Source organism: Chitinasiproducens palmae, from assembly GCF_900095735.1.
Lineage (GTDB): Bacteria > Pseudomonadota > Gammaproteobacteria > Burkholderiales > Burkholderiaceae > Chitinasiproducens > Chitinasiproducens palmae.
In genome coordinates this window covers 231,592-257,003 of record NZ_FNLO01000006.1, presented here as the reverse complement: position 1 = coordinate 257,003, position 25,412 = coordinate 231,592, and the positions used below count along the sequence as shown (strand labels likewise).

At 67.0% G+C, this 25,412-nt stretch carries 20 protein-coding genes and 1 pseudogene; 6 read left to right on the top strand and 15 right to left on the bottom strand.

Features of this window, described 5'->3' with window-relative positions:
- Nucleotides 1-30 precede the first annotated feature (30 nt).
- Nucleotides 31-1,563: an aldehyde dehydrogenase gene (locus BLU54_RS12005; RefSeq protein ID WP_091908401.1), complete on the top strand. Its 1,533-nt coding sequence runs from the start codon at nucleotides 31-33 to the stop codon at nucleotides 1,561-1,563.
- 83 nt (nucleotides 1,564-1,646) lie between these two features.
- Nucleotides 1,647-3,266 carry a GMC family oxidoreductase gene (locus BLU54_RS12000; RefSeq protein WP_139169663.1) on the top strand — a complete coding sequence of 540 codons (1,620 nt, stop codon included), beginning with the start codon at nucleotides 1,647-1,649 and terminating at the stop codon, nucleotides 3,264-3,266.
- A 182-nt stretch (nucleotides 3,267-3,448) separates the two neighbouring features.
- Here the strand turns inward: BLU54_RS12000 and BLU54_RS11995 are convergent, their stop codons facing one another.
- The 3 genes from BLU54_RS11995 to BLU54_RS11985 form a co-directional block, all read right to left on the bottom strand.
- Nucleotides 3,449-4,624 (bottom strand): M20 aminoacylase family protein, encoded by a 1,176-nt coding sequence (locus BLU54_RS11995; protein WP_091908397.1) that lies wholly within the window; start codon nucleotides 4,622-4,624, stop codon nucleotides 3,449-3,451.
- A gap of 5 nt (nucleotides 4,625-4,629) precedes the next feature.
- A complete protein-coding gene (locus BLU54_RS11990) occupies nucleotides 4,630-5,892 on the bottom strand; it encodes a diaminopropionate ammonia-lyase (protein ID WP_091908395.1) in 1,263 nt (420 codons plus the stop codon).
- 298 nt (nucleotides 5,893-6,190) lie between these two features.
- Nucleotides 6,191-7,444: a Zn-dependent hydrolase gene (locus tag BLU54_RS11985; RefSeq protein WP_091908394.1), complete on the bottom strand. Its 1,254-nt coding sequence runs from the start codon at nucleotides 7,442-7,444 to the stop codon at nucleotides 6,191-6,193.
- Between the two features lie 126 nt (nucleotides 7,445-7,570).
- Between BLU54_RS11985 and BLU54_RS11980 the strand changes: the two genes are divergently transcribed.
- Complete coding sequence (locus BLU54_RS11980; RefSeq protein ID WP_091908392.1) at nucleotides 7,571-8,050, top strand: Lrp/AsnC family transcriptional regulator; 480 nt, start codon at nucleotides 7,571-7,573, stop codon at nucleotides 8,048-8,050.
- 574 nt (nucleotides 8,051-8,624) lie between these two features.
- Here BLU54_RS11980 and groL read toward each other — a convergent pair.
- From groL to BLU54_RS11920, 12 genes are all read right to left on the bottom strand, one after another.
- Nucleotides 8,625-10,265: a chaperonin GroEL gene (gene groL / locus BLU54_RS11975; protein WP_091908390.1), complete on the bottom strand. Its 1,641-nt coding sequence runs from the start codon at nucleotides 10,263-10,265 to the stop codon at nucleotides 8,625-8,627.
- Between the two features lie 27 nt (nucleotides 10,266-10,292).
- On the bottom strand, nucleotides 10,293-10,586 hold the full coding sequence (locus tag BLU54_RS11970) for a co-chaperone GroES (protein WP_091908388.1): 294 nt from the start codon (nucleotides 10,584-10,586) through the stop codon (nucleotides 10,293-10,295).
- A 410-nt stretch (nucleotides 10,587-10,996) separates the two neighbouring features.
- On the bottom strand, nucleotides 10,997-11,707 hold the full coding sequence (locus BLU54_RS11965; RefSeq protein WP_091908386.1) for an SDR family oxidoreductase: 711 nt from the start codon (nucleotides 11,705-11,707) through the stop codon (nucleotides 10,997-10,999).
- Nucleotides 11,708-12,404: 697 nt separating this feature from the next.
- Nucleotides 12,405-13,292: an ABC transporter ATP-binding protein gene (locus BLU54_RS11960; RefSeq protein WP_235837919.1), complete on the bottom strand. Its 888-nt coding sequence runs from the start codon at nucleotides 13,290-13,292 to the stop codon at nucleotides 12,405-12,407.
- A complete protein-coding gene (locus tag BLU54_RS11955) occupies nucleotides 13,285-14,073 on the bottom strand; it encodes an ABC transporter ATP-binding protein (protein WP_170845130.1) in 789 nt (262 codons plus the stop codon). The genes BLU54_RS11960 and BLU54_RS11955 overlap by 8 nt, the downstream gene beginning before the upstream one ends.
- A complete protein-coding gene (locus tag BLU54_RS11950; protein ID WP_091908383.1) occupies nucleotides 14,063-15,085 on the bottom strand; it encodes a branched-chain amino acid ABC transporter permease in 1,023 nt (340 codons plus the stop codon). The genes BLU54_RS11955 and BLU54_RS11950 overlap by 11 nt, the downstream gene beginning before the upstream one ends.
- 1 nt (nucleotide 15,086) lies before the next feature.
- Nucleotides 15,087-15,995 (bottom strand): branched-chain amino acid ABC transporter permease, encoded by a 909-nt coding sequence (locus tag BLU54_RS11945; RefSeq protein WP_091908381.1) that lies wholly within the window; start codon nucleotides 15,993-15,995, stop codon nucleotides 15,087-15,089.
- Nucleotides 15,996-16,036: 41 nt separating this feature from the next.
- Nucleotides 16,037-17,290, bottom strand: coding sequence for an ABC transporter substrate-binding protein (locus BLU54_RS11940; RefSeq protein ID WP_235837918.1), 1,254 nt, complete (start codon nucleotides 17,288-17,290; stop codon nucleotides 16,037-16,039).
- Nucleotides 17,291-17,350: 60 nt separating this feature from the next.
- On the bottom strand, nucleotides 17,351-18,529 hold the full coding sequence (locus tag BLU54_RS11935) for an ABC transporter substrate-binding protein (protein ID WP_235837917.1): 1,179 nt from the start codon (nucleotides 18,527-18,529) through the stop codon (nucleotides 17,351-17,353).
- A 73-nt stretch (nucleotides 18,530-18,602) separates the two neighbouring features.
- Nucleotides 18,603-19,304 (bottom strand): enoyl-CoA hydratase/isomerase family protein, encoded by a 702-nt coding sequence (locus tag BLU54_RS11930; protein ID WP_091908379.1) that lies wholly within the window; start codon nucleotides 19,302-19,304, stop codon nucleotides 18,603-18,605.
- Nucleotides 19,301-20,623, bottom strand: a complete 1,323-nt coding sequence (locus tag BLU54_RS11925; RefSeq protein ID WP_091908378.1) for an LLM class flavin-dependent oxidoreductase — start codon at nucleotides 20,621-20,623, stop codon at nucleotides 19,301-19,303. The genes BLU54_RS11930 and BLU54_RS11925 overlap by 4 nt, the downstream gene beginning before the upstream one ends.
- Nucleotides 20,620-21,768: an LLM class flavin-dependent oxidoreductase gene (locus tag BLU54_RS11920; RefSeq protein ID WP_235837916.1), complete on the bottom strand. Its 1,149-nt coding sequence runs from the start codon at nucleotides 21,766-21,768 to the stop codon at nucleotides 20,620-20,622. Before BLU54_RS11920 ends, BLU54_RS11925 begins: the two co-directional genes overlap by 4 nt.
- Nucleotides 21,769-22,550: 782 nt before the next feature.
- On the opposite strand from BLU54_RS11920, the gene BLU54_RS11910 reads away from it, so the two are divergent.
- From BLU54_RS11910 to BLU54_RS11900, 3 genes and pseudogenes are all read left to right on the top strand, one after another.
- The gene (locus BLU54_RS11910) at nucleotides 22,551-23,192 is read left to right on the top strand and encodes a peroxiredoxin (protein WP_091908374.1); all 642 of its coding nucleotides are present in this window, start codon (nucleotides 22,551-22,553) and stop codon (nucleotides 23,190-23,192) included.
- A 98-nt stretch (nucleotides 23,193-23,290) separates the two neighbouring features.
- A complete protein-coding gene (ssuE, locus tag BLU54_RS11905) occupies nucleotides 23,291-23,974 on the top strand; it encodes an NADPH-dependent FMN reductase (RefSeq protein WP_091908372.1) in 684 nt (227 codons plus the stop codon).
- 302 nt (nucleotides 23,975-24,276) lie between these two features.
- Nucleotides 24,277-25,359, top strand: a pseudogene (locus BLU54_RS11900) (tyrosine-type recombinase/integrase); the annotation flags it as partial.
- Between the last annotated feature and the right edge of the window lie 53 nt (nucleotides 25,360-25,412).

The following is a 25,412-nucleotide window of genomic DNA, read 5'->3' as shown; positions in this document are numbered from 1 at the left end:
CGATCTCCCGTTCGACCGTCCCACCCCACCATGTCCGAACACACTCCCGACACGCCGCCGCACCGTCCCGCAGACCTCACCGCCGCCGACCGCAACGCGCCCGCCGTTCACCGGTTGTATATCGATGGGCAGTTCGTGTCGGCCAGCGACGGCGCCACCTTCGACAGTCTCAACCCGTACACCGGTGAAGTATGGGCGCGCGCCGCCGCGGCCACCGATGCCGACGTGGATGCGGCGGTGGCCGCGGCGCGGCGCGCGTTTGACGACGGTCCATGGGGCCGAAGCACGCCGCAGCAGCGCGCCGCGGTGCTGCGCAAGCTGGCGGATCTGGTGGCGCGCGAGGCCGAGCACTTCGCGCGCCTCGAAAGCACCGACAACGGCAAGCTTTATCGCGAAATGGTCGGGCAGTGGCGCTACCTGCCGGAATGGTTCCACTACTACGCCGGGCTGGCCACCTCCGCGGTTGGTGCGGTCCTGCCCAGCGACAAGCCCAATTTCGTCGCGCACACGCGGCGCGACCCGGTCGGCGTGGTGGCGGCGATCACACCCTGGAACTCGCCTGGCCTGCTGATGATCTGGAAGCTGGCGCCTGCGCTGGCCGCCGGTTGCACCTTCGTGGTCAAGCCGTCGGAACACACACCTGTCTCGACCGCCGCGTTCGCACAGTTGGCGCACGAGGCCGGACTGCCCGCCGGGGTCTTTAATGTAGTGACCGGCGACGGCCGCGTCGGCGAACGGCTGGTCGCGCACCCCGACGTCGACAAGGTCGCCTTCACCGGGTCCGACGCGGTCGGCCGCCGCATTGCACAGGCCGCGAGCGGCCACTTTGCACGCGTGTCGCTCGAACTGGGCGGCAAATCCGCGCAAGTCGTGTTCGACGACGCAGAGCCGGAGCACGCGGCAAACGGCGTCATCTCGGGCATCTTCGCGGCAACCGGGCAAACCTGCATGGCCGGCTCGCGCCTGCTGGTGCAACGCGGCATCGCCGATGCCGTGGTCGGCGCGATCGTCGCGCGAGCGCGACGCATCAAACTGGGCGATCCGTCCGACCCGGCCACCGAAATGGGCCCCGCCGCGACCCGCGCGCAATACGACAAGATTCTCGCGATGATCGCCGATGCCCGCGCCGAGGGCGCGACAGTCGCCTTCGGCGGCGGTCCAGGCGAACCCGGCGGCCTGTTCGTGGCGCCGACGGTTCTCACTGGCGTGCGCAGCGACATGCGCATCGTCCGCGACGAAGTGTTCGGCCCTGTGCTGTGCGTGCAGACCTTCGACGACGAGGCCGAGGCCGTGCGGCTTGCCAATGACACCCGCTACGGGCTCGCGGCTGGTATCTGGACCACCGACGTGCGCCGCGCGAACCGGGTCGCCCTGCGACTGCGCGCCGGCAGCATCTGGATCAACGCCTACCGGACGGTCGGACCGTTCGCGCCGTTCGGCGGTTTCGGCCACAGCGGCATCGGTCGGGAGAACGGACCGGAAGGGCTGGCCGAGTTCCAGGAGACGAAGACCATCTGGACCGAACTCGAAGGCGTTCGCCGAGATCCCTTCCTGCTGGGTTGAGCATCGATACCTTCGGCCGCCAAGGCCATTCGGCGGTTCGGCCGCGCGGCCGAGCGAATCCGTTCCGCAGTCCTCTTTTTCCGATGCGTACCGAATACGACTATGTCATCGTCGGCGCCGGCAGTGCCGGCTGTGTGCTCGCCGACCGCCTGAGTGCCGACGGTCGACACACCGTGCTGTTGCTGGAAGCCGGTCCGCCCGATCGCCTGCCACTGCTGCACGTGCCGGCCGGCTTCAACTCGGTCGCCTTCGACCCGCGCGTGATCTATGACTACAAGACCACGCCCGAGGTCACATTGAATGGCCGCGTGATCGACTACGTGCGTGGCCGCGTGCTGGGCGGCTCGGGTAGCGTCAACGCAATGGTCTATGTGCGCGGGCATGCCGCCGACTACGAAGGGTGGGCCGCCGCCGGCTGCACCGGTTGGGATTGGCGGGGCGTGCTGCCCTATTTCCGTCGCGCCGAGACGCATCCGGACGGGGCCTCAGCGCACCACGGCGGCGATGGCCCGCTGAAACTCTCCCGCACGCAGCGCCACCCGCTGTCCGACGCCTTCATCGGCGCGATGGCCGAGGCCGGCGTGCCGCGCAACGACGACTTCGACGGCGAACGGCAGGAAGGCGCGGGCTATTTCTTCCAGTCGGTGCACCGCGGCCGTCGGCAGAGTACCGCCCGAGCCTATCTCTCGCGTGCGCGGCGACGCGCCAACCTGACGATCCGCGCGAATGCCCGCGTCGCCCGCCTGACGTTCGAGGGTCTGCGCGCGAGCGGCGTGGTGCTGCACGGCACGTCGCAGACGCCGGAGGGCGCGGTCGTGCTGGCGCGCCGCGAGGTCTTGGTCTGCGCCGGCACGGTCGGCAGCGCGCTGCTTCTCGAGCGCGCCGGCATCGGCGATGCGGACCGTCTGAGAAACCTTGGCATCGAGGTCCGCATACACCGTCCGAGTGTCGGCGAACACGTGCAGGACCACTATCAGGCGCCGGTCGTGATGCGCGTTGGGCACGGCAGCACGCTCAACCGCTACCGAGGCAGGCTGGCGCTGGTCGCGCAGGTGCTGCGCTACGCGCTGCGTCGGGACGGCCTGCTGGCCTACAACGCCATGCAGGCCGGCGGCTTCCTGCGCTCGACACCCGACCTCGCGCGCCCTGACCTGCAAGTGCTGTTCGCCCCGGGCGCGCTCGACCCGGCCAGCCACCCTCGACGTTTCACGCGGGAGCCGGGCGTGACCGCGATCGTCTACCCGCTGCAGCCCCGTTCGCTCGGCAGCGTCCACTTGCGCGCACCCGACATCGCCGCGCCGCCCGAGATCGTGGGCAATTATCTGTCGGACCGCTACGATCAGGACGTGTTGATCGCCGGACTCGGCCATTTGCGCCGGATATTCGCCGCTTCCGCGCTGGCGCCGTACGCCATCGCCGAATACGCACCCGGCCCGGGCGTCGTCGAACGCGACGCGCTACTCGATTACTGTCGGCGCAAGGGCGACTCGGTGCATCATCCGGTCGGATCGTGTCGGATGGGCAGCGATGACGGCGCAGTCGTCGACCCGACCCTGCGGGTACGCGGCGTGGACGGACTACGCGTGGTCGATGCGTCGGTCATGCCGCGCATACCATCGGCGAACACGCAGGCGGCCACCATCATGATCGCGGAGAAAGGCGCGGACTTGATCCTGAACCGGACGCCGGCGGAAGCGGCCTAGCCGGCGCCGAGCCAGTGCGTCCAACAGCGCATCGACGGCTTGCGTCGACCGGCAGACGTCCGCGTGTTTCATCAACTGGCCAGGCCGCGCCAGACCTCGCGCCAGACCTGCCCCATGCATGGCACTGGCGGCACTGGTAGCACTGGTAGCAATGGCAGCGCCTCGCGTCGACCGCGCCGCGCCTATCGCGTTGCGCTCGGCAGCCGTTGCCGCACCAGTTCGGCGAAGTAGTGCGCGCCGGTGGCCAGGATGGCGTCATTGAAGTCGTAAGCGCTGTTGTGCAAGGGCACGCCACCGGGACGGTCGGCGGCCCCATTGCCGATGAAGACGAAAGCGCCGGGCATCACGTTCAGGAAGGCGCCGAAGTCCTCGGAGATCATCATCGGCCTGACATTGGCATCCACCTTATCGACGCCGACCACTGCCTGCGCCGCGCGCACCGCGGCGTCCGCACACGCCGCCGTGTTGACCGTGGGTACGAACTCATGCGTGTAGTCGACTTCGCAGCGTACGCCGTGCGCGGCAGCGATGCCGTTGCAGATCTCGCGTATGCGCCGCTCCAGCAGGGCCTGAACGGCCGGCGCGTAGCTGCGTGTGTCGCCCCGGATCTCGACATTGGACGGAATCGCATTGCGAATGCCGTCGGTATGGATTTCCGTGCACGAGAGGACCGCGGGGTCCGACGGATCGACGTTGCGCGCAACGACAGTCTGCAACGCCAGGATGATCTCGGCCGCGCTGACCAGGGGATCGGCCGCCATCTGCGGCCGCGCGGCGTGGCCGCCCCTGCCGTGCACGCGAATCACGAAGTTGTCCTCGCTCGCCATGATGCCGCCGGCGCGCGTCGCGATATGTCCGGCCGGCATGCCGGGAATATTGTGCGCGCCGTAGATTTCATCGATCGGAAACCGTTCCAGCAGACCATCTCGCAGCATTGCGGCGGCGCCGCGGCCATGCTCCTCTGCCGGCTGAAAGATGAAGCGTACGGTACCGTCGAAGTCGGGCGTTGTCGCGAGCAGGCGCGCGGCACCGAGAACCATCGCCATGTGGCCGTCGTGACCGCAGGCGTGCATGCAGCCCGCGTGTCGCGACGCATGCGGGCGCGCGGTGTCGACTTCGGTGATCGCCAGCGCATCCATGTCGGCGCGCACCCCGATGACGCCCGGCCCGCGCCCGGCGCGCAAGGTGGCAACGATGCCGGTGCCACCGATCCCGCGCTGCACGTCAAGTCCGAGCATACGCAAGGCTTCGGACACGTAGTCCGAGGTGCGATGCTCGTTGAAGCCGGTTTCGGGGAAGCGATGCAGATGGTGACGCCACCGCACCAGTTGCCCGTTGAAATCGTCGATCGGATCCATCTCGGTCAGTCTCCCGCGCGGGACGTTTGCAGAGCCGCCAACGGCGGCACCTGGCGCCATCCGCCACTGCGCACCAGCCATTGTGCTTGTCGTTGCAACACTGCGTCGGCGGGAATGCCGACCAGCTTCTGATAGACGGCCGGCGCGGTGGCGCCCTCCGAGTTGACCAGAAGCACGCGAGATTGCCCGTTCAGCCCCGCCGCCGCCCAGCCGGCGCTGTCGTCACGCAGCGCGTACAGTCCGGCGAGGCCCGCGGCCCCGGATTCGCCGGCGACGATGGGCACGTCGCCGCCTTGTCCGCCGGCCAGCGCGCACATCGCCTCGACTGCCTGCGCGTCGTCGACCGTGACGAAGCAGTCCACGCTGGTTTCGAGAAATCGCCAGGCGAGCGGCGAGGTCTCGCCGCATGCCAGGCCCGCCATGATCGAATCGACACTGCCAGTCGCCTTCGCAGCGCAGCCATGGATCGCGCTCTGCAGCAGACAGTCGGCCTGCCGAGGCTCGACGACGATGAAGCACGGCCGCCGCTCGCCATGACGCTCCCACAGGTAGCTGATCACGCCAGCCGCCAGACCGCCAACGCCGCCTTGCAGAATCACGTGCGTGTAGCGTTCGCTCGGCCGCGCCGCTTCGATTTCGGCTGCAATTACCCCATAGCCTTGCATCACGTCGCGCGGGATCGACTCGTAACCTTCGTACGAGGTGTCGGAAACGACCTGCCAGCCGTTGCTGGCCGCCAGCCGCGCGGCCTCTTCGACCGACGCATCGTAGTTGCCCGCCACGCGTACGATCTGCGCGCCTTGCGCCGCGATCGCTGACTCGCGTTCGCCGCTCACCTGCGCATGCAGCACGATCACGCAACGGCAGCCGGCCGATCGCGCGGCCGCAGCCAAGGCGCGCCCGTGATTGCCGTCGGTCGCGCTGATCACGGTGAAATCGCGCAGCGTGTCAGCGTAGCCTCCGCGCAGCACATCGGTCGGCTCCAACGCCGGGTGGCGGCGCAGCACTTCGCGCACCAGCGCGATCGGCGCGCCCAGCGCCTTGAAGCTGCCGAGGGACGAGCGTACGGACTCGTCCTTGACGTCGAGCCGGGCGATGCCCAGCGCAGCGGCAAGGGCGGTCAATGTGTGCAGCGGGGTCGCGTGCGGCGCGATGCCATCCCATCGGGCGAGCCACCGCGCGTCTTCGTCTGCCGTCGCGACGTTCAGCAGCGATTTCAATTGGTCGGGGTAGGCGGTGCGCAGCGCACGCGGATTGGCGAAGAACATCGGATGTCATCCAAGTGTGAGAGCGAAACCGGAGTGGCTGCGCGATTGCGGTTTGAACAAGCCGAACTAGCTGACCAATCTGGACAGGCTGAACAGGCTGAAAAGGCGACGGGGCGCCCGACGCGCCGGCCTGAGCGCCGTCGGCCTGGCCCAAAGACAAGCACGGGCCGCCGCCGCGAACGGCGCGCGTGTTGCGCTGCGAGGGTCCGCGAGTCGTGGGAGCCGCGACGGGCTGGCGCCTGCCTTGCCGCTCGCACCGCAGTCGCACACGTCAAAGCCGGGGCCTTGCTGGAAGCGCTCAGCAGCCGCCCAAGCGACGCCGGACCACGTCGAGCAGGACCCGAGCGCCCTCGATCAGTTGGTCGTCGTCGGTATGCTCACGAGGGTTATGACTGATCCCGTCCCGGCTGGGCACGAAGATCATCGCCGCCGGCGCGATGCGCGCGATCATCTGCGCGTCGTGACCTGCGCCCGACGTCATGCGCAGGTGCGACAGGCCGAGCCGCTGCGCCGACGCTTCGATTTCGCCGACCAGGGCTCCATCGAACCGCACCGGCTCGAAACGCGCGAGGCGTTCGGTCTCGATCACCACCCCTTCGCGCTCGGCGAGCTCCGCCAGGAAAGCCTGTAGCCGGGCTTCCGCCGCGCGCAAGCGCGGTTCGTCCGGGTCGCGCAAGTCGACCGTGAAGACCGCCTTGCGCGGAATCACGTTGATCACGTCCGGCTCGAAACGCAGCGAGCCCGTGGTGGCCAACGTCGAGGCGGGCGCGGCCGCCACCACCTGCTCGCGTAGAAAGGCAACGACCGCCGCGGCCGCATAGCCGGCATCGTGGCGCAGTCGGGTCGGTGTGGTGCCCGCATGATTGGCTGTACCGGTAATCGTGATGCGCTGCCAGGAAATCCCCTGCAGGCTTTCCACCACGCCGATCCGCAGTCCCTCCGCTTCGAGCACGGGCCCTTGTTCGATATGCAGTTCGAGATAGTCGGCCGGCACGAGCGCGCCCGGCGCCAGCTTGCCCGCATAGCCGATGCGCGCCAGCTCATCGCCCAGTCGGCTGCCATCCGTTCCGACCGCGTCGAGCGCCGTCTGCAGCGACAGTCCACCGGCATACACCAAGGAACCCATCATGTCGGGTTGATGGCGAGCGCCCTCTTCGTTCGTGAACGCGGCGACCACCAGTGCACGCGTCGGCACGACGCCCGCGTCTCGAAAAGCGCGTGCGACCGCCAGACCGGCCAGCACACCGTAGCAGCCGTCGAGGGCGCCGGCATGTCGCACTGTGTCGATGTGCGAGCCGATCATCAATCCGCCTTGACCGCTGGCGGTGGCGGCGCCAGGGAGGATGCCGAGGATGTTGCCGATGCGGTCGATCCTGACTGACAGCCCCGCTTCCCGCATCCACGCGACCAGCAGGTCGCGGCCCGCCTTGTCGGCGTCGGTCAACGCGATGCGCGTCCGCCCCCCGCCCACGGCGTCCTGACCGACCGCGCCGAGCTGGCGCAGTTGTTCTAGCAGGCGGGCGGTATCGAGATGCAGATCGGGCAGGGACACGGCGACTCCAGCGGACGGGCGGTTGGCTGAAATAATATCCGCTGCCGTGCGGTAAAATTCGCGAAATTGCCCCGCTCCGATGCAACGTTTTATCGGATCCGCCCACCCTGTCTTCCGGTCACCGCCATGCCCGCCAAGCTCGACCGCTACGACCGCTTGCTGTTGGCCGCCGTGCAGGAGGACGCGCGCGTCTCCCAGAGTAAGCTTGGGCAGCGCGTGAATCTGTCGACGGCCGCGGTCAACCGACGGCTCAAGTCACTGGCCGACGCGGGCGCCATCGAGCGATATGCAGCATGTGTGAATCCGAACGCGGTCGGATATGGATTGACCATCGTGGTCGAGGTGATGGTCGAGAGCGAACGCGCCGATCTGCTCGACGCAATGCGGCAGAGCTTCAACGCATGCGAGCAGGTGCAACAGTGCTACTACGTTGCTGGCGAATGCGACTTCGTGCTGATCTTCGTGGTGCGCGACATGGCGCAATACGTGGAACTGACGCGCCGCCTGTTCCAGGACAACAATAATGTGAAGGCGTTCAAGACCTTGGTCGCAATGGACCGCATCAAGACCGGTATGCATGTGCCGATCGACGACGAAACGTCTTGAAGGGCAGCGAACGGCGTCGTGTGCCAGTCCTGCCATTCGCCTTGGCATGGCGGATGCGGTAGCGAAGCCCGCCGCGTCGATGCTTCCAGGAAAGTGGCGAGACCACAGCGGTGCAGTCGCCCATGATGCTCGCCGTCGGAGCCAGCTTCCATAGACGATGAGCGCGTGGCGCGTCGGCACGGATGCCGATATCGCCGTGTCGCGTGAAACGACGTGAGCCGCGCGGATCCGTCGAGAACACCCCGCCCGAGCATTCGGGACGGCCACGCGAGTCGAAGCCGGGCGACCTCGGCAATCTCGCGAACGGACACGGCGTGGCGCTGGCCCGCGTGTCGGGCGCGCAGCAAGGAGCGAGGGACGCGAGAAGCGCGAGAAGCCCCGAGAAGCGCTTGACTGGCGCTGGCCAAGTCCAGCGGCTCCGACATAGACGGGGGGCCAGCGGAAACTCGCCGCAGTCGCCCACCGCAGTCGCCCGCAGTCAGTCGCCGGCAGTCTCGCGACAACGGTCCGGTGGGCACGGATTGCACCGGCCCTGCGGTGCAGGGCCCCTCGCAGCAGTGTCGGCGCGCCCTGATCAGAAGTCGAAACCGCCGCCCGCCGCGCCCGGCCCGCCCGGCGCCGAGGGCGTGGCGGAGTCCTTCGATGCCTCGTGGACGGTCGCATCGGTGGTGAGCAACAGGCCGGCGACCGACGCGGCGTTCTGCAATGCCGTGCGCGTCACCTTGGTCGGATCGAGCACGCCGGATTCGACCAGGTCGCCATACTCGCCGGTCGCCGCGTTGTAACCGAAGTTGCCGCTGCCTTCGGCAACTCTGCCGACCACGACACTGGCTTCCTCGCCGGCGTTCGCCACGATCTGACGCAGCGGCTCCTCCAATGCGCGCAACACGATCTTGATACCGGCATCCTGGTCCGGCGTAGCGCCCTTGAGATCGGCAATCGCCTGCTTCACGCGAATCAGCGCGACACCGCCGCCGGGCACAATGCCCTCCTCTACCGCCGCGCGCGTCGCGTGCAGCGCGTCGTCGACCCGGTCCTTCTTTTCCTTGACTTCGATCTCGGTCGCGCCTCCCACCTTGATGACTGCGACGCCGCCGGCGAGCTTGGCCACGCGTTCCTGAAGCTTCTCCCGATCGTAGTCGGATGACGCCTCCTCGATCTGCGCGCGAATCTGCCTGACCCGCGCTTCGATATTGGCGCTGTCGCCCGCGCCGTCGATGACGGTCGTGTTCTCCTTGCCCACCTCCACGCGCTTGGCCTGTCCCAATTCCGCCAGTGTGGCCTTTTCCAGGCTGAGACCGGTTTCTTCCGAGATCACCTGCCCGCCGGTCAGGATCGCGATGTCTTCGAGCAGGGCCTTGCGACGATCGCCAAAACCGGGGGCCTTGACGGCCACCGTTTTAAGAATGCCGCGGATGTTGTTTACCACCAGGGTGGCGAGCGCTTCGCCCTCAACGTCCTCGGCGATGATCAGCAAGGGCCGGCCGGCTTTTGCGACCTGCTCCAAGACCGGCAGCAGGTCGCGGATGTTCGAGACCTTCTTGTCGTGGAGCAGGATATACGGATCGTCTACCGCGGCCACCTGCCGTTCCTGATTGTTGATGAAGTAAGGCGACAGATAGCCGCGATCGAACTGCAGTCCCTCCACCACGTCCAGTTCGTCGGCGAGCGACTTGCCATCTTCCACCGTGATGACGCCTTCCTTGCCGACGCGGTCGATCGCTTCCGCGATGCGTTGGCCGATCGACTCCTCGCCGTTCGCGGAAATCGTCGCGACCTGCGCGATTTCCTTGCTGGTCGTGGTCGGCCTGCTGATCTGCTGCAACGCCTCGACCGCGGCGACCACCGCCTTGTCGATGCCGCGCTTCAGGTCCAACGGATTCAGGCCCGCGGCAACGTACTTGTTGCCCTCCCGCACGATGGCCTGTGCCAATACGGTTGCAGTCGTCGTACCGTCACCGGCAAGGTCGCTGGTCTTCGACGCCACTTCCTTGACCAACTGCGCACCGATGTTCTGAAGCTTGTCGGCAAGCTCCACCTCCTTCGCAACGGACACGCCGTCCTTGGTGACGGCAGGCGCGCCGAAGCTACGTTCGAGCACGACATTTCGTCCTTTCGGCCCGAGCGTGACCTTCACTGCGTTGGCGAGAATGTTCACGCCTTCGATCAGTTTCGCGCGAGCGCTATCCGAGAAAATGATTTCCTTTGCTGCCATCTGTCCAACTCCTATTTTCCAGACGCCTTATCGCGCATCCAACACTGCGACGATGTCTTCTTCGCGCAGCACGAGCAGTTCATCGCCATTGACCTTGACGGCCTGGCCCGAGTATTTGCCGAACAAGACGCGATCGCCGACCGCGACATCGGGCGCGACGCGTTTTCCTTCGCTGTCGCGACGACCCGGCCCGACAGCGACGATCTCGCCCTGATCGGGTTTCTCCGCGGCACTGTCGGGGATCACGAGACCGGACGCGGTGCGCGTCTCCTGATCGAGTCGTTTCACGATCACGCGGTCGTGCAAGGGACGCAAACTCATTGAATACTTTCTCCCGGAGGCTTGACTGGATTGGCACTCTCGACCGGAGAGCGCTGATTCAACGGCGAGTATAGGAGCCGTTCCGAGCGGGCCAAATCTGCATTTTTCGAATCGTTAGCAGACGCCTCTCGCAAATCAAATTCGCGCCAGCGCAAATGCAAGTCGGGAGGAGAGGCGGGGCACATGCCCGCGGCAGCCTCGGCATTGGCATCGGCAGCGCAGCGACCCGCCCCCCTCGTGCGCCATGCGCCCCGCGACTTCGACCCCGCGCTCATCGACGCCGCCTGCTCACGCCTCCCGCGACTGCGCGCTTGGCCGGTGACCGGATGGGGGCGAAGTAATGGTCGACGCACTGCGGAAGGACACGCCGTGCCGCTGGCGCGGGGCGCGTCCTGCGAGGTGCCTCGCGCTCAGGCGATCGCACCGCCGCCGTCGACATAGACCGTGGTGCCGGTCATGTACGGATTGGTCATGAAGGCGACCGCCTGCGTGGCCACATGCTCGGGCGTGCCGATCTGTCCGACCGGCAGCTTCTGAGCCGCGCCGTCGAACATCGCCCGGCGTCGGTCGCCGTCAAGCGTTTGGTACATCTCGGTCATGATCAGGCCTGGCGAAACGCAGTTGACCCGGACTGGCGCGAACTCCAGCGCGAGGCCGCGCGTCAACCCTTCCAGCCCCGCATTGATCGCTCCCTGGATGGCAGCGCCTGCTCGCGGTCTGATCGAGAGAAAGCCGGAAGTCAGCGTCAGCGAGCCCCTATCGGCAATCTTCGCGGCGCGCGCCAGGCGATAGGCGCCCCAGAACTTCGAGTCGAAGGACGCGTAGGCGTCCTGTAACGGCAACTCGCGCACCGCGGCAACCTTGGTGCGGGCAGCCGAGCAGAACACATGATCAAACGGCGCCTGTTCGGCAAAGAAGCGCTCCAGCGCGGTCGCATCGCCCGTGTCGAGCGTCGTCCCTTTCGCCGTGCCGCCAAGCCGGGCACGCGCAGCGTCGACATGCTCGGCCGAACGCGACGCAATCGTGACCGACGCACCCAAGGCCTGGACGGCATGGGCCACGCCAAAGCCAATGCCAGACGAACCGCCGAGCACCAGTACGGTCTTGCCTTGCAGATCCATTTCATTGCTCCTCAGTCGTATCGATGGGCGCCGATCGCCCGCGCGTCGCAGTCGCGCCGTCGTCGTAATGCATCGGCGCAGGCGAATGTTCAAAGGCGCTCGGCGAGACGACGAGACGGGGCACGGGCGGATGGCGCATTGAACGTCCAGAACAAGCAATCTCCTGGCCCGCCTGCCCTGGGTCGATCCGCGGTCAGCACGCTGCGTGGCAGCCGGCGTACGCTCCGGGAGCGCATCGATGAGCTCGACGCGGTTCGGGCATGAGCTGGCGCTCGCCCGCCCGACCACGTCGTTTGCTTGCACAGTTGTCGGTTTTTGCGGGGCGAAGCGTGCGTTGTCTCAAGGGTAGCGTCACAGGCTAGCCTATTCCTCGACGCGCCTGTCGGGTGCCGCCGCGGGCTACGCTTCTACAACCGGTAGCGGCAGCATCTACGGCGAAATCCGGTCGTTGCTTTGTCATATCCAAAAGGATCTGGCAGCAACCGGTGATCGGCTGGTCGGCGGCGCCCCGCAGTTCCGGCGACGCTCACGTGTCGCTTTCGACGTCCGTCGCAACGAAGCGCAACACATGCGCTGACGCCGGTTAGCGACGGCATGCGACGTTCGATGCGCGGTCGGCTGGGGACGGAGAGCAGCGCACGAACCGTACGCCGACACATTCGCGGCGCCGGCCCAGCACGGCGGAATCATTGGAAGATCACGCAGCCAGCTGACGACCGTGCTTGTAGCCGGTGATGATGCGCGCGCGCTCCGTCGCAACGCGCGGGTCGCCGCTTTCGACCAACTCGCCGTGATGCAGGACCACGGCGCGCGATGCCTCGTTCAAAACCAGTTCGAGATCGTGTTCGATCCACAGCACCGACAGGCCCGCCTGCGCCCGCGCCAGGCGTACCATCTCGCCGATCAACGGCCGTTCGTCGTGGCTCAGGCCGGACGCCGGCTCGTCGAGCAGCAGCAGCCGCGGTTGCCCGATCAGGGCGCGCGCCAGATCGACGCGCCGAAGTACGCCCAACGGCAGGTCGCCGACGGGCCGCGCCAGGACGTCGTCGAGACGACACTGCGCGGCAATCGTTTCGACTGCCTCCCGCGCCGCGCGCTCGCGGCGCCACTGCGACAACGGCCTGAGCAGTGCCCGTGCGGCACCCACGCCATCGCGCGCGGCCAGACCAAGCAGGATGTTGTCCCGCACCGAGAGGCCCGCTGCAAGGTGCAGTCCCTGGAACGTGCGCGCCACGCCAGCGGCCGCGACGCGGTGCGCGCCGAGGGTGTCGATGCGCTGCCCGTCGAGCAGGATCCGGCTCTCCCGCTGCGGTCGGTAGACCCCGCTCACACAGTTGAGCAAGGCCGACTTGCCGGCACCGTTCGGCCCGATCAGCGCCACGACTTCGGAACGCCCGACCTGGAGGTTGACGTCGTGCAACACCCGCAAACCGCCGAAGCGCAGCGACAAGGCCTGCAACTCGAGCAAGGGCCGCGTGGCGGCATGCTCGCCGCTCGCACCGCTTGCGCCTCCCGCGCCACCCGTTGCACCCGCCGCGCGATGCGGTGCGGAGATCGGCATCGCCAACGGCTCGATTTCAGACATGGCCCACCTCATCCGATAGCGGCGACGCGGTCGCGCCGATGCCCAGCAATATGTCGTGAATCGCATCGAGCTGGGCTGCGTCGAGCCGTCCGACGCGATGCACCAGCGCACCCCGATCGATGATCAACGCGCGCTGCGCAAGCCGCGGCAGCCACTGCGAATCGGATTCCGCCACCAGCAGTGTCAAGCCGAGCGCATCGCGCAGCGCGGCCAGGCGCTCGCAAACCTCCTCGATCACTGGCACGGCCAGTCCCAGGGTCGGCTCGTCGAGCAGCAGCACCCGCGGTGCGCGCATCAACCCCATGCCGATGCCGAGCATCTGTTGCTCGCCGCCAGACAGATTTCCTGCAAGCGTGCGACGCCGTTCCCGCAGACGCGGAAACCACCCGTACACATCGTCGCTCGTAAGCCGCGCGCCGGCCAGGCCGGCGCCACGCGCCACGCGCAGATTCTCCTCGACCGTCAGCAGGCCGAACACCTTGCCACGCTCGGGCACGAGTGCAATCGCCGGGTCCGGCGCCCTTCTGCGGCCGGCCAGGTCATGAGCTCGGCCGTCGAGCGTCACGCGTCCGCTCAGTGCCGCACCGGGCGGTACGACGCCGGCCAGCGCGGTCAGCAAGGAAGTCTTGCCGGCGCCATTGGCACCCGCGAGCGCGACGCTCTCGCCGCGCGCCAGTTGCAAGTCGACCGCGCGCACGGCGATCTGCCGACCGTATCGCACGTTCAGTTGCTCGGCGTGCAGCAGCGCCGGGGCGTCGACCGTTTCGCGTTCAATTTGCACCACGACCACCTCGCAGCGTTTGCAGGCGCGCCAGCAGCGCGGTCCGGGCACGCAGCAGCGACGCCACCAGCAACAGACCGAGCACGATGTTCTCAAGACCGGCGGCACGCGAACTGGCATCGACGCCAGCGACGCGCAGCAATGCGGAAAGCGCGACAGGCAGCAGCACGATCGCGTACGAGGCCGCGATCGCGCCGCCCAGCCGGCCGGGACCGCCGAGGGCGGCGATGGTCAGGTAGGCAACGGCGAGATGGATCGTATAGGTGCCGGCCTGCACGTTGCCGAGGTAATAGGCGCCGACCGCGCCGGCCGCGCCGATCAATGCGGACGACAGCGCAAAAACGCCAAGCCGACTGCGGGCGGCCGGAATGCCGAGCGCCACTGCCGCGCCCGGATGATCGCGCAGCAGCTGCCACGCACGCCCCGGCGCGCCGCGCACCAGATAGGCCAGCAACGCGTGGACGGCGATCAGCAGTACGACCGTCAACGCCCACCAGCGCAGCGGCGTGTCGATCGCGATGCCGGCCACCACCGGCGCGTCCAGCAGGAATCCCGCGGCCCCGGTCATCTTGATGTCGATGTCGGTCGCGACAAGTCCGATCACATGCTGCAGCGCCAGCGTGCCGACCGCGAGATACAGGCCCGACACGCGCAGTGTCAGCAGCGCGATCAAGGCCCCGACCAGTGCGCCCGCGGCGGCCCCGACGCCGATCGCCGGCACCAGCCCCCACTGCCCGTGCGTGGCCAGGATGCCCGCGCCGAATCCGCCGATGCCGAGGAACGCGGCCGTGCCCAGCGACGGCAGGCCGGCGGTGCCGGACAGCACGGTCAGGGCCATCGCGGAAAGCGCCATCAGTCCGCCACTCACGGCCAGGTGCAGCGCATAGTCGCCGAGCGTCACGGGAACCGCGACGGCGACCAGCAACGCCAGCCAGACCAAGGCCCGACGCGTGGCGCCGGCCGGCGCCTGCGCGGCCGGCAAGCCCGGACGAGAAACGAGAGGAAGCTTCATGTCAGGTTCGCACGATATGTTCGACGCGTGCGCTCAGCCCGGAGGGCCGCAAGGCCAGCATCGCGAGCAACGCAAGTACCGGGACCGCGACGCTGTAACGGGCGTCGAAGTAAAGGCTGGTCAGGTTTTCGCCAACGGCGAGCAGCAGCGCACCGACCAGTGCGCCGCCCGGGCTCGTCAGACCGCCGAGGATCGCCGCCACGATGCCGGAGAATCCGACCGCAGCGCCGTCGATCGACACGGCGGACAGTGTCGCCGACGCCGTGCCGGCGAGGCCGCTCAGCGCCGCGCTGCCCAGCCACACGGTCAGCAGGCGGCGCTGCACCGGTACGCCGCGCAGCAACGCCAGCCGACGGTCGCTGGCCAGCGCCTGCATCTCGATCCCCACGCGACTGCCGCGCAGCAGTGCCAGGCAAGCCGCCACCAGAATGCCGCCAAGCACTGCAACGGCCACCGCCAGCGTCGAAGCGGATTGGCCGCCGACGCGGAAGCTGCGATCCGGCAGCGGCAGTCGTGCGATCTCGCCCTGCCAGAGCGTGGTCATCAGGCCGAGCAAGGCAATGCTGAAGGCGATCGTCACGGCGGTGCCGACGAAAGGACTCGCGATCCGGTCGAGACGTCCAAGACAGAGATAGAGGACGAAGCCGACCGCCGCGCTCGCCAGCAGTGCAGCGAGCAGGCCCAGCGCGAAACCCTGCCACAGCGGTGTGCTGGCGGTGGGCAGGCCGCCGGCCTCGCCGGCCAGCCATGCCCAGGTATGCAGCAGCGTATAGGCCGCGATCATGCCGATCTCGCCGATGCAGAACAGCAGCACGCGGCTGCTGCGGTACACCAGCACGACCGCCAGCGCAAACAGCGCGTAGACCGCGCCGCTGGCGAGCGTGTTGCAGACAAAGGAGAGTACGTTCATCGTCGGCGAGCCCTTTCCTAGAACGGTGACATCCGGCGCGCTCAGCCGCCGATGCGGCCGGCGCTCGAAATGCGCAGCCAGTCGCCGACCGGCGCAAACGCGCGGGTGCGATTGTCGAAGCGATACAGGCGGTATGCGCTCGGCCCGTAATGATCCTGCTGGGTGAGTTGGATGCGCGTACCGGTCAGCCCGCCGGCGTCGATGTCGACGTGTTCGAGTGCCTTCTGGAAGTCGGCCGGTCCGCATTCGCCCGTGCAGCGGCCGAGCGCGTCGGCCACCACGCGCCCGAGCGTCCAGCCGCCTGCCCAGCTCGACGTGAGCTCGGGTACCTTCGCCGCCTTCAGCGCGTCGCGCAGCGCGGCCACTTGCGCGCCGCTGCCGTCGTCGCCGCTGATGAAGCGCCCATAGCTGTACACCGTCAGCTTCGATTGCGCGGGCGTGGCATCGCGCAGCGTCGCATTGTCCACGCCGGTGTCCATCGACAGGAAGATGCCGCCGTAGGCCGACGTCGCGAGTACCGGCAACAGCGCGGCCACGTGGCCCTGGCCCAGGCAGTCGGTCACCACGTCGGGGCGCTCCGCGACGATCTTGTCGACGATGGCGCGGAAGTCACGCTGCGTGATCGGCACCGTCAGGATCGTGGCTTTCTCGAAACCAAGCGCCTTGGCCTGCTGGTTGATCCGCTCGCATGACAGGATCGAGCCCGGCACCTCGAACGCGACGCACACGGTCGACTTGCCCTTTGGACTGACCTGACGCGCGAAGTGGCCGCCGATCGTACCGGCCAGGCTCAACTCCTGGCCGACGCCGAATGCCCCGGGACGCGCCGGTGGCAACACCAGCGGAATGTTCACCGGATAGCCGGCCAGCACCGGCAGATTGGCCCGCCGCGCAGCCGTGTACACACTCGCGTGCGTGTTGGTGGCGGCCAGGCCCAGCAGACCGATGACCTTTTCACGCGACAGTTCCTGCACCGCATCGAGCGAGCGCTGCGTATCGCTGCGCACGTCCCGCGACAGGATCTCGACCTGTCTGCCGTTGACGCCGCCGCGCTTGTTCAGCGCGTCGATGTAGACCCGGAATGCATCGTAGGCCGGCTTGATGGTGGTTTGCTGCGGGCCGGAACCGTCGACGAGATAACCAAGCCGGTAAGGCGCAGCAGCCTCCGCGGCCGACGCGACCGTGCTGAAGCCGCCAAGCGCGCAGGCGGCGGCAAGGGCTGAACCGACAAGCGCGGCCCGGCGCGCCACGGCAGCCAGGGGTGTGGTACGAAGACGGGAAAGCATGCGTTGCATAGTGAGTCGCGTGGAAAGTTCGTTGAAGGGGCGCGCCGCCGGCCGCGCGCCCGGTGGCAGTCACGGCAGCAGATGCCCGTCGCTGCCGATGCGGATCCAGTCACCGACCGCGGCAAACGTGCGCGTGTCGGCGTCGAATCGGTACAGCCGGTAGGCGGTCGGGCCGTAATGGTCGCCATGCGTGAAACGGACCCGTTGCGCGGTCAGACCGCCGGTATCGACATCGACGCTTTCGAGCGCGGCATTGAGTTGCGGACCGTCGCAATCGCCTGGGCAGCGCTGCAGCGCGTCTCGCAGCACCAGACCCATCACCCAGCCTGCGGCATGGCTGGCGTCCGGCGCAGCGATGCCTGCCGCAGCGGCCGCCTCGCGCAGCGCCCGGACCTGTTCGCCATCGCCGTCGTTGCCGCTGACGTAGCGACCGTAGCTGTAGACCGTGACCTTGCTGCCGCGCGGCGTGCCGTCGCGCAACACCTGCTCGCCGATCGCCGAGTCCATCGACAGGAACACACCCTGATACGGCGAGGCGGTCAGCGCCGGCAGCAACGCCATCACCTGCGCGCGGCCAAGGCAGTCGGTCACGACGTCTGGCTTGAGCGCGTTGATGCGATCGACGATCACGCGGAAATCGGCATGGCCGACCGGCACGGTGAGCGTGTCGACCTGCGTGAAACCTGCCGCGCGCGCGGAGCGTCCGACAGTGTCGCAAGCCTGCACCGAGCCGCTGGACTCGAAGGCCACGCAGACCAGTCGCTTGCCGTCGGGGCTGACGGTGCGGGCCAACCGCCCGCCAACCACGCCGGTGACGTTGAAGGCCAGGCCGACGCCGAAGGCATTCGGCCGCGCCGGCGGCAACACGAACGGCGTATTCGCCGGGAATGCCGCGATGACCGGCAGGGCGACCTTCTGCGCCGCTGCGTAGACCGCGCCGTGCGTGCTTGAAATGCCGAGCCCGGCGATGCCCGACACGCCCGAGCGCGACAGCTCCCCGACCGCATCGAGCGACCGCTGCAGATTGCTGCGTGTATCGCGCACCACGATCTCGACCGGACGGCCGTTCACGCCGCCGCTGCGGTTCAGCCGGGCGATGTACAGATTCAGCCCGTCGAGCGGCGGACGGATGGTGGCCTGCTCGGTGCCGGACGCATCGACCAGGTAACCGATGCGGTAAGGCTTGGGCTTGGTCAGGCCCGCAGACGGCGACGACGGTGCCGACGCTTGCGCGTGCGCAGGGCTCACGGTTGCCGCGGCCGTCAGCGCTATCGCCAGCTGCCACGCACGTCGCATCGCGGAAAGACGGCGCGCGCCCATCTCAGGGCTTGCCCGCGGCCAGCCACGCGGCCAGTTGGCGCACCGCGTCGTTGAGCGTCTCGTCGCTCGGATAGGCGGCCTGCGCCTCGTGATAGCGTCGGATGAAACGGACCGCCGCAGGCAGCCGGCCAGTCAACTGCTCGACCAGCGCTTCGCCGGTCGCGGCCAATTCCTGCTCGGGCACGACGCGGCTGACGATGCCGATCTCGCGCGCCTCGCGTGCGTCGACATGACGACCGGTGATCGCCAGCTCCTGCGCGACGCGGGGTGCAATGTAATAAGGCGCATAGGCCAGCACCACGAGCGGTGCCAATCCATGATCGATCTCGTCGAAACCGAACGTCGCGCTGTCGGCCGCAACGGAGATCGTGCTGTGCAACGCGATGCCGGAACCGAACCCCAGCGCGCGCCCCTGGATCAGCGCGATGCTGACGCCCTCGAAGGCCCTGAGCGCAGCATTGGCTTGAAGGATCAGCGTCAGGCTCTGTTCACGCGTGACACCCTCGACCTTTTCCTTTTGGTCGCGCCCGAGCGTGAAATCGCTGCCGTTCGCGGTGATCAGCAGGAAGCGCGCGCCATCCGTCTGCGCTTGCCGCAGACCATCGATGTACTGCTGCATCATCGCGTAAGTGATGGCGTTGGCCGTCGCCGGGCTGTCGAAAGTCAGGCGCGCGACGCCCTCGGAAAACGCGTATCGGATCATGGTTGTGAGTGCAAACCTAGGTTGGCGCGCAGCGTGCGGCCGGCATATTCGTCACGGAACAGGCCGCGTCGCTGCAGCAAGGGGACGACTTGCTCGACAAGGTCTTCAAGACCATCGGGTAGCACGTCGATCATCAGATTGAAACCGTCGACCGCGCCTTCCCGATGCCAGTGCGCGATGTGGTCGGCCACTTGCTCCGGCGTACCCACCACCTGCACGTGACCGCCGCCGTTGCGGTACAGGATCTCGCGCACCGTCAGGCCCTCGCGAACGCCCAGTTCGAGGGCGGCCTGGCGAAAACCCTCCGCGCCCTTGAAGGCCGGATTGGCGAGTACCGCATCGACCGGCAGCGGCGCGTCGAGCTGCAGCAGCTCGACCGGTACGCCGAGCCGCAACGCGAGCTTGCGTCGCTCCGCGTCACCGGCCAGCTCGTCCAGCCGCGCCTTGCGCGCGCGCGCTTCCGCCTCGGTCCCGCCCAGCACCGCGAGCAGCCCGGGCAGGACCTTGAAGCGATCGGGATCGCGACCGGCTGCCGCGACCCGCGAGCGCATGTCGCGTCGGAAGGCCTGCGCGGCGACCAGCGTGTTCTGCGCGGTAAAGACCGCGTCGGCGGTCCGCGCGGCGAGCCCGCGGCCGGCTTCGGAAGAGCCTGCCTGGAACAGGACCGGTTCACCCTGGGGCGACGGCGGCAATGTCAGTGGTCCGGCGACATCAAAGAATTCGCCATGGTGGTTCAAGCGCTTGACGCGCGTTGCCTCGGCGTAGTGGCCGCTCTCCTGGTCGCCGATCAACGCGTCGGCCTGCCAGCTGCGCCACAGCGCCTGCACCACATCGACAAATTCCTCCGCACGCCGATAGCGGTCGGCCGGCGCCGGCAACGGCGCGCTGCCGAAGTTGGCGGCCACCGCAGGCACGAAGGTGGTGACGACGTTCCACGCGGCGCGGCCGCCGCTCAGATGGTCCAGCGAAGCAAAACGACGCGCCAGCCCGAACGGTTCGCTGAAGGTGGTCGACGCGGTGGCCACCAGGCCGACGTGCTCGGTCGCCCCGGCAATCAGCGTCAGGGCCAGCAACGGATCCACCGCGCCCAGATTCGGACGCTCGTAGTTCTCCTCGTCGACCGAAAGCGTGTCGGCCAGGAAGACGGCATGCAGGCATGCCGCCTCGGCCAATTCACCGATGCGACGGAAATAGGCCGGCGTGAACGCCGTGGCCGGCGGCTCGCGTCGCAACCGCCAGGCGCCCGGGTGCATCCCCACGCCCAGCACTGCGGCGTTGAGGATCAGGTCTGGCGAAGCACGTCCGCGCAACGTACTCATGTCACCCGTTGACGCAGGCCGCGCGCTTCGAGCAACGGCAGCACCCGCTCGGTGAAGAACGCCAGCTCCGGTGCGTAATCGTAGAAGCCGAGCTGCACGCCGTTGAAGCCGGCCTCGTGCAGCTGAGCGAGTTGGTCAGCCACATCCTCCGGGCTGCCGACGATCTGCAGGTGTCCGCCGAGGATCCGATCGGCTGGCACATGCTCTTTCCAGCCTTGCGCATCACCGCCGCTGTGCCGCGCGGTGTAACCGCGGATCGACACCAGGTCGGCCTGCGCGACGATTGCGTCGCGGTAGGCGAACGCCTCCTCGCGCGTTTCGCGGCAGATGATCAGCGGGAAGATGATGACCTTGGGGTCGCGGCCAGTGCCGGCATAGGGCGCACGGATGCGCGCGACATGGGCGGGCAGCACGCCGATCGCCCGTTCGAACACGGCGCCTGCCGGGCTCGACGTGAAGACCACGTCCGAATGACGCGCCGCGTACGCATAGCCTGCCTCGGACGCGCTGGCCGAGACCATGATCGGGCGCCCGTAGCGCGGGCGCGGTGAAACATACGCCTGCTGCAGCTTGTAGAAGCGGCCGGCATGGTCGACGTTGTCGGCACCTTCCCATAGCGCTTCCAACACCGAAGCGAACTCGTCGGCCTGCTCGTAGCGCGCATCGTGCTCGATGCGTTCCATGCCGAACATGCGGGGCTCGTTGGCGTCGTAGCCGGTCACGATGTTGAGCCCGAAACGGCCGTTCGTGATGTGGTCCGCGGTTGCCGCGAAGCGCGCGAGGTGAAGCGGATGCCAGTTCCCGTACAGGATGTGCACCGTCGAGATAGTGACGATGCGGCGCGTCAGCGCGCCGATTGCTACGGTCGAGATGAACGGATCGAGAAAGTTCTCGCGGTAATGCGACTCGCCGCCGAAGCCTCCCTTGGGCAGCCATTGCTGCAAACCGAAGACGAAGTCGAAACCGGCTTCTTCCGCCTGCAGGGTCAGTTGACGGTTGTAGTCGAAAGACCAGTCCGTGCCGCGCGGATGGGTGGATTGCGAGAAGCCCCCGGTCTGGGTCGGCAGGAACAGGCCGAGCATGAGGGGTTGACGCGCCGCCTTGGACAGCGGGCTGTCGGCGTAGTCGAGAGGTCCGCGGGTCACGGCGTAGCAGGCTCCGATGAGAGAACGGGGAATCACAGCCGCACGCTGGCTGAGGCGCGCAACGCGTCGCCCTACGATCGCGACGCAGGTCGGCGGCACGCGCCAGACCGCACGACGCCGACTCGACCTCGCAGTCCCTGTGCGAGGCATCGCGCGGGGCCGCCACGATGGACGCAGATCGGAATCAGATGCGAATGAAACGGCCGATGCGGCGTGCAGCGAAATCATTATTGTTTTGTGGATTTCGCAAGTCAATAAATGAAAACTGATAACGTTATTCGCTTTCCGCGTAATCGCGGCGGTCTGTTCCGCCGGCGGCGGACGCGGCGACGTCACTTGAAACCGAGGCGGTCAGGGCGAGAGGCGCGCGCCATCGACGACGCTCGAATGCCCACGCGACGCACCCCACTGGCGGGCAGCGTCACGCGCGTGGTGCACCACGAGGGCGGCGCGGCGCAGGACTTTGCTATCCGGTGGATAACGAGCAGACATCAGCGTTGGCGGGGCCTTCGCAGTATCGTGCACCGCGTCGATCCACCGGCGGCCGGCGATGTCGCCGACCTCGCATAGCCGCGATGCGGATAAGAAAATCGGAAATAATTATTTGGCCGAGGCAAGCCACGCCGTTAGGCTGGAGCGTCGGACCCGTTGCAATGTCCGAAGCGTTCACGCAACGCAAACGGAATGACTCAACCCGCTTCCTCACTTGCGATTTTATTAAAGTGAGAAGTCTGGCCGACACGGGCGTCCCATTTCATTCACCGCACCGAGAACTTGTACAGATGAGCACTCTTCACCTGGGCGACGAAGCGCCTGACTTCGAACAGGAAACGTCGATCGGTCCGATCCGCTTTCACGAATGGGCGGGCGACTCGTGGGTCGTGCTGTTCTCGCATCCCGCCGACTTCACGCCCGTATGCACCACCGAACTGGGCCTGACGGGCAAGCTCGCGCCCGAGTTTGCCAAGCGCAACGTGAAAGCGATCGCCCTGTCGGTGGACGACGCGGCCTCGCACGTGAAGTGGCGCGACGACATCGAACAGACGCAAGGCACGCAAGTGCAGTTTCCGATCATCGCCGACGTCGATCGCAAGGTCGCAACGCTGTACGACATGATCCATCCGAATCAGTCCGGCACCGCGACCGTGCGCTCGGTGTTCATCATCGATCCGAAAAAGAAATTGCGCCTGACCCTCACCTATCCGATGAGCGTGGGCCGCAATTTCGACGAAATCCTCCGTGTGATCGACGCGCTGCAATTGAGCGACGCGCACTCGGTTGCGATCCCGGGCAACTGGCGCGACGGCGACGACGTGATCATTCCGCTGACCATCCAGGACGAAGACGAAATCCGCCAGAAGTTCCCGAAGGGATATCGCGCGGAGCGGCCGTATCTTCGCTTCACGCCGCAGCCCAACAAGTAAGCGCAGTCAACGTCGGACAGGCGCCCGCTGGCGGGCCGCCCACCCGACGCGCCGTAGACCCGACAGCAATTCCATCGGCCGTTGCCGGCCGAACGCTCATGTCTCACATCGCACTCATCTCTGGCAGTCCCACCGCCCCGTCACGAAGCGCGCACCTGCTGGACCGCGTCGAAGCATCGCTCGCACGGCAGCGTATCGAAACGCGCCGCGTCGACGTCCGCGCCCTGCCGGCATCCGCACTGCTGCTCGCCCAGCACCGCGACCCCACGATTGCGGCTGCCGTCGCCGACGTGGAAAGCGCCGACGCGATCGTGATCGCGACACCCGTCTACAAGGCTTCATTCTCCGGCTTGCTGAAGGTGTTCCTCGACCTGCTGTCGCAGGACGCCCTGCATGGCAAGATCGTCCTGCCGATCGCAACGGGCGGCAGCTTGGCTCATCTGCTGTCGCTCGACTATGCGTTGCGTCCAGTGCTCTCCGCGCTCGGCGCCCGCCATGCGACCAGCAATGTATTTGCCGTCGATGGCCAATTGCCGAAGGGCGCCGACGGCCGGTATTCGATCGATGACGTGCTGGCCGAACGGCTCGATGACGCCGTCCGCGAACTGACGCGCACACTGTCGGACCGCGCGGAACTGCTCGCGCATCGCGCCTCGGCGCAGGCACGGCAGGCGCGCGCACTGGAAACGGCCCGGCCGACACAGCGCCCGGCGAACGCCACTGCCCGCGCATCCCACGTCGGCGAGAGCGACCACTGCGGCACCGGCGCACTGTCGCACTGACAGACCGTGCCTACAGCGTCGCCGGCTGTCCGCTCGCACGTGCGATGGCGGGCGCCGGCTCCACTCGACTTTCCAGGGTCTTCCACCGAACGCCAGGGAACTTCGTAAGTCATTGTCAGGATTGAGAGTTTTTAACCAACCCTCATTCACTGACATCCAGCAAAATCCACTCCCAGCCGCTTCAGACCGGTACGTTGAGTGGTACATCGGCAATGCGGTGGTTCCCAACTCCGCATTGTTGCTGGAGGAGATGCTACCGCCTGAGGAACATGCATCCAACTTGCTTCGCAGGAGTTGGACTCATGCTGATAGACCTCAAAGCTCGACAAGCCAAGATGACTGGCAGGTCGTATGCAATCGCCGATTTCGACGGCCTCTACCTCAACATTTCAGCCACCGGCTTCAAGGCGTGGCACTTCCGCTTCTCGTGGGGCGGCAAGCGCGAACGCATTTCCTTCGGCGGCTATCCGGCCCTTTCCCTGAAAGAGGCCCGCGAACTGCGTGACGAGGCCCGGGCACCGCTGGCCAAGGGTGTCAATCCGCACTCCGACCGCAAGCGCAAGCGCCACGCGATCATGCTGGCTGGCGACCATACCTTCAAGGCTGTCTATGACAAGTGGCTGGCGCACCGCAGCCTGTCACTGGAAAATGAGGGGCGGCAAAGCACGCCGAAGCAGATCGAACGCGTCTTCAAGAAGGACGTCTTTCCCCTGCTGCGCCACATGGCCATCTACAACGTGACCCGCGCCCACTTGTTGGACATCATCGGTCGGGTGGAAGAGCGCGGCTCTTTTTCGGTGGCCGAGAAGCTGCGCACTTGGTTCACGCAGCTCTTCACGTATGCATCGGTGGTGGTGCCCGACATGGGTGACAACCCGTCCAAGGATCTGGATGTGGTGGCCATGCCACTGCCGCCGGCCGAAAACAACCCATTTCTGCGCAGGCCCGAACTGCCGACAATGTTGCAGACGCTGCGCACGTACCGTAGTCGCCCCAATACACGACTGGGATTGCGGTTGCTGATGCTGACGGGGGTGCGCACCGGCGAGCTGCGCTATGCCACGCCAGATCAGTTCGATATGGAGCGAGGTCTGTGGATCATCCCCGTGGTCAGGCTCAAGCAACGCAAGCAGCTCAAGAAGAAGAAGCGCCAGCGTTTCTCTGACATTCCACCGTACATCGTGCCGTTGTCGTTGCGGGCGCAGGAAATCGTTCGGCATCTGCTGGAGAAGTTCGAGCCGGCGCAGGTCTATCTCATCCCCGGTGATTGGAACCTCAAGAGCCGCATCAGCGAAAACACGTTCAACGGCGCACTCAAGCGCATGGGGTACGAGGACCAACTCACCGGGCATGGCATTCGCGCCACGATTTCGACCGCGTTGAATTGACCCTACCCCAGAAAATCGTCCCGCTGAAAACTAGAGAATTCGGCATTATT

Excerpts from the sequence above, each read along its gene's own strand:
- BLU54_RS11945 (WP_091908381.1), bottom strand. The coding sequence starts at position 15,995 with ATGAACGTACTCTCCTTTGTCTGCAACACGCTCGCCAGCGGCGCGGTC.
- BLU54_RS11960 (WP_235837919.1), bottom strand. The coding sequence starts at position 13,292 with ATGTCTGAAATCGAGCCGTTGGCGATGCCGATCTCCGCACCGCATCGC.
- BLU54_RS11990 (WP_091908395.1), bottom strand. The coding sequence starts at position 5,892 with ATGTTCTTCGCCAATCCGCGTGCGCTGCGCACCGCCTACCCCGACCAA.
- ssuE (WP_091908372.1), top strand. The coding sequence starts at position 23,291 with ATGTCTCACATCGCACTCATCTCTGGCAGTCCCACCGCCCCGTCACGA.
- BLU54_RS11930 (WP_091908379.1), bottom strand. The coding sequence starts at position 19,304 with ATGATCCGATACGCGTTTTCCGAGGGCGTCGCGCGCCTGACTTTCGAC.
- BLU54_RS12000 (WP_139169663.1), top strand. The coding sequence starts at position 1,647 with ATGCGTACCGAATACGACTATGTCATCGTCGGCGCCGGCAGTGCCGGC.
- BLU54_RS11965 (WP_091908386.1), bottom strand. The coding sequence starts at position 11,707 with ATGGATCTGCAAGGCAAGACCGTACTGGTGCTCGGCGGTTCGTCTGGC.
- BLU54_RS11940 (WP_235837918.1), bottom strand. The coding sequence starts at position 17,290 with ATGCAACGCATGCTTTCCCGTCTTCGTACCACACCCCTGGCTGCCGTG.
- BLU54_RS11910 (WP_091908374.1), top strand. The coding sequence starts at position 22,551 with ATGAGCACTCTTCACCTGGGCGACGAAGCGCCTGACTTCGAACAGGAA.
- BLU54_RS11925 (WP_091908378.1), bottom strand. The coding sequence starts at position 20,623 with ATGAGTACGTTGCGCGGACGTGCTTCGCCAGACCTGATCCTCAACGCC.
- BLU54_RS11950 (WP_091908383.1), bottom strand. The coding sequence starts at position 15,085 with ATGAAGCTTCCTCTCGTTTCTCGTCCGGGCTTGCCGGCCGCGCAGGCG.
- BLU54_RS12005 (WP_091908401.1), top strand. The coding sequence starts at position 31 with ATGTCCGAACACACTCCCGACACGCCGCCGCACCGTCCCGCAGACCTC.
- BLU54_RS11995 (WP_091908397.1), bottom strand. The coding sequence starts at position 4,624 with ATGGATCCGATCGACGATTTCAACGGGCAACTGGTGCGGTGGCGTCAC.
- BLU54_RS11980 (WP_091908392.1), top strand. The coding sequence starts at position 7,571 with ATGCCCGCCAAGCTCGACCGCTACGACCGCTTGCTGTTGGCCGCCGTG.
- groL (WP_091908390.1), bottom strand. The coding sequence starts at position 10,265 with ATGGCAGCAAAGGAAATCATTTTCTCGGATAGCGCTCGCGCGAAACTG.
- BLU54_RS11970 (WP_091908388.1), bottom strand. The coding sequence starts at position 10,586 with ATGAGTTTGCGTCCCTTGCACGACCGCGTGATCGTGAAACGACTCGAT.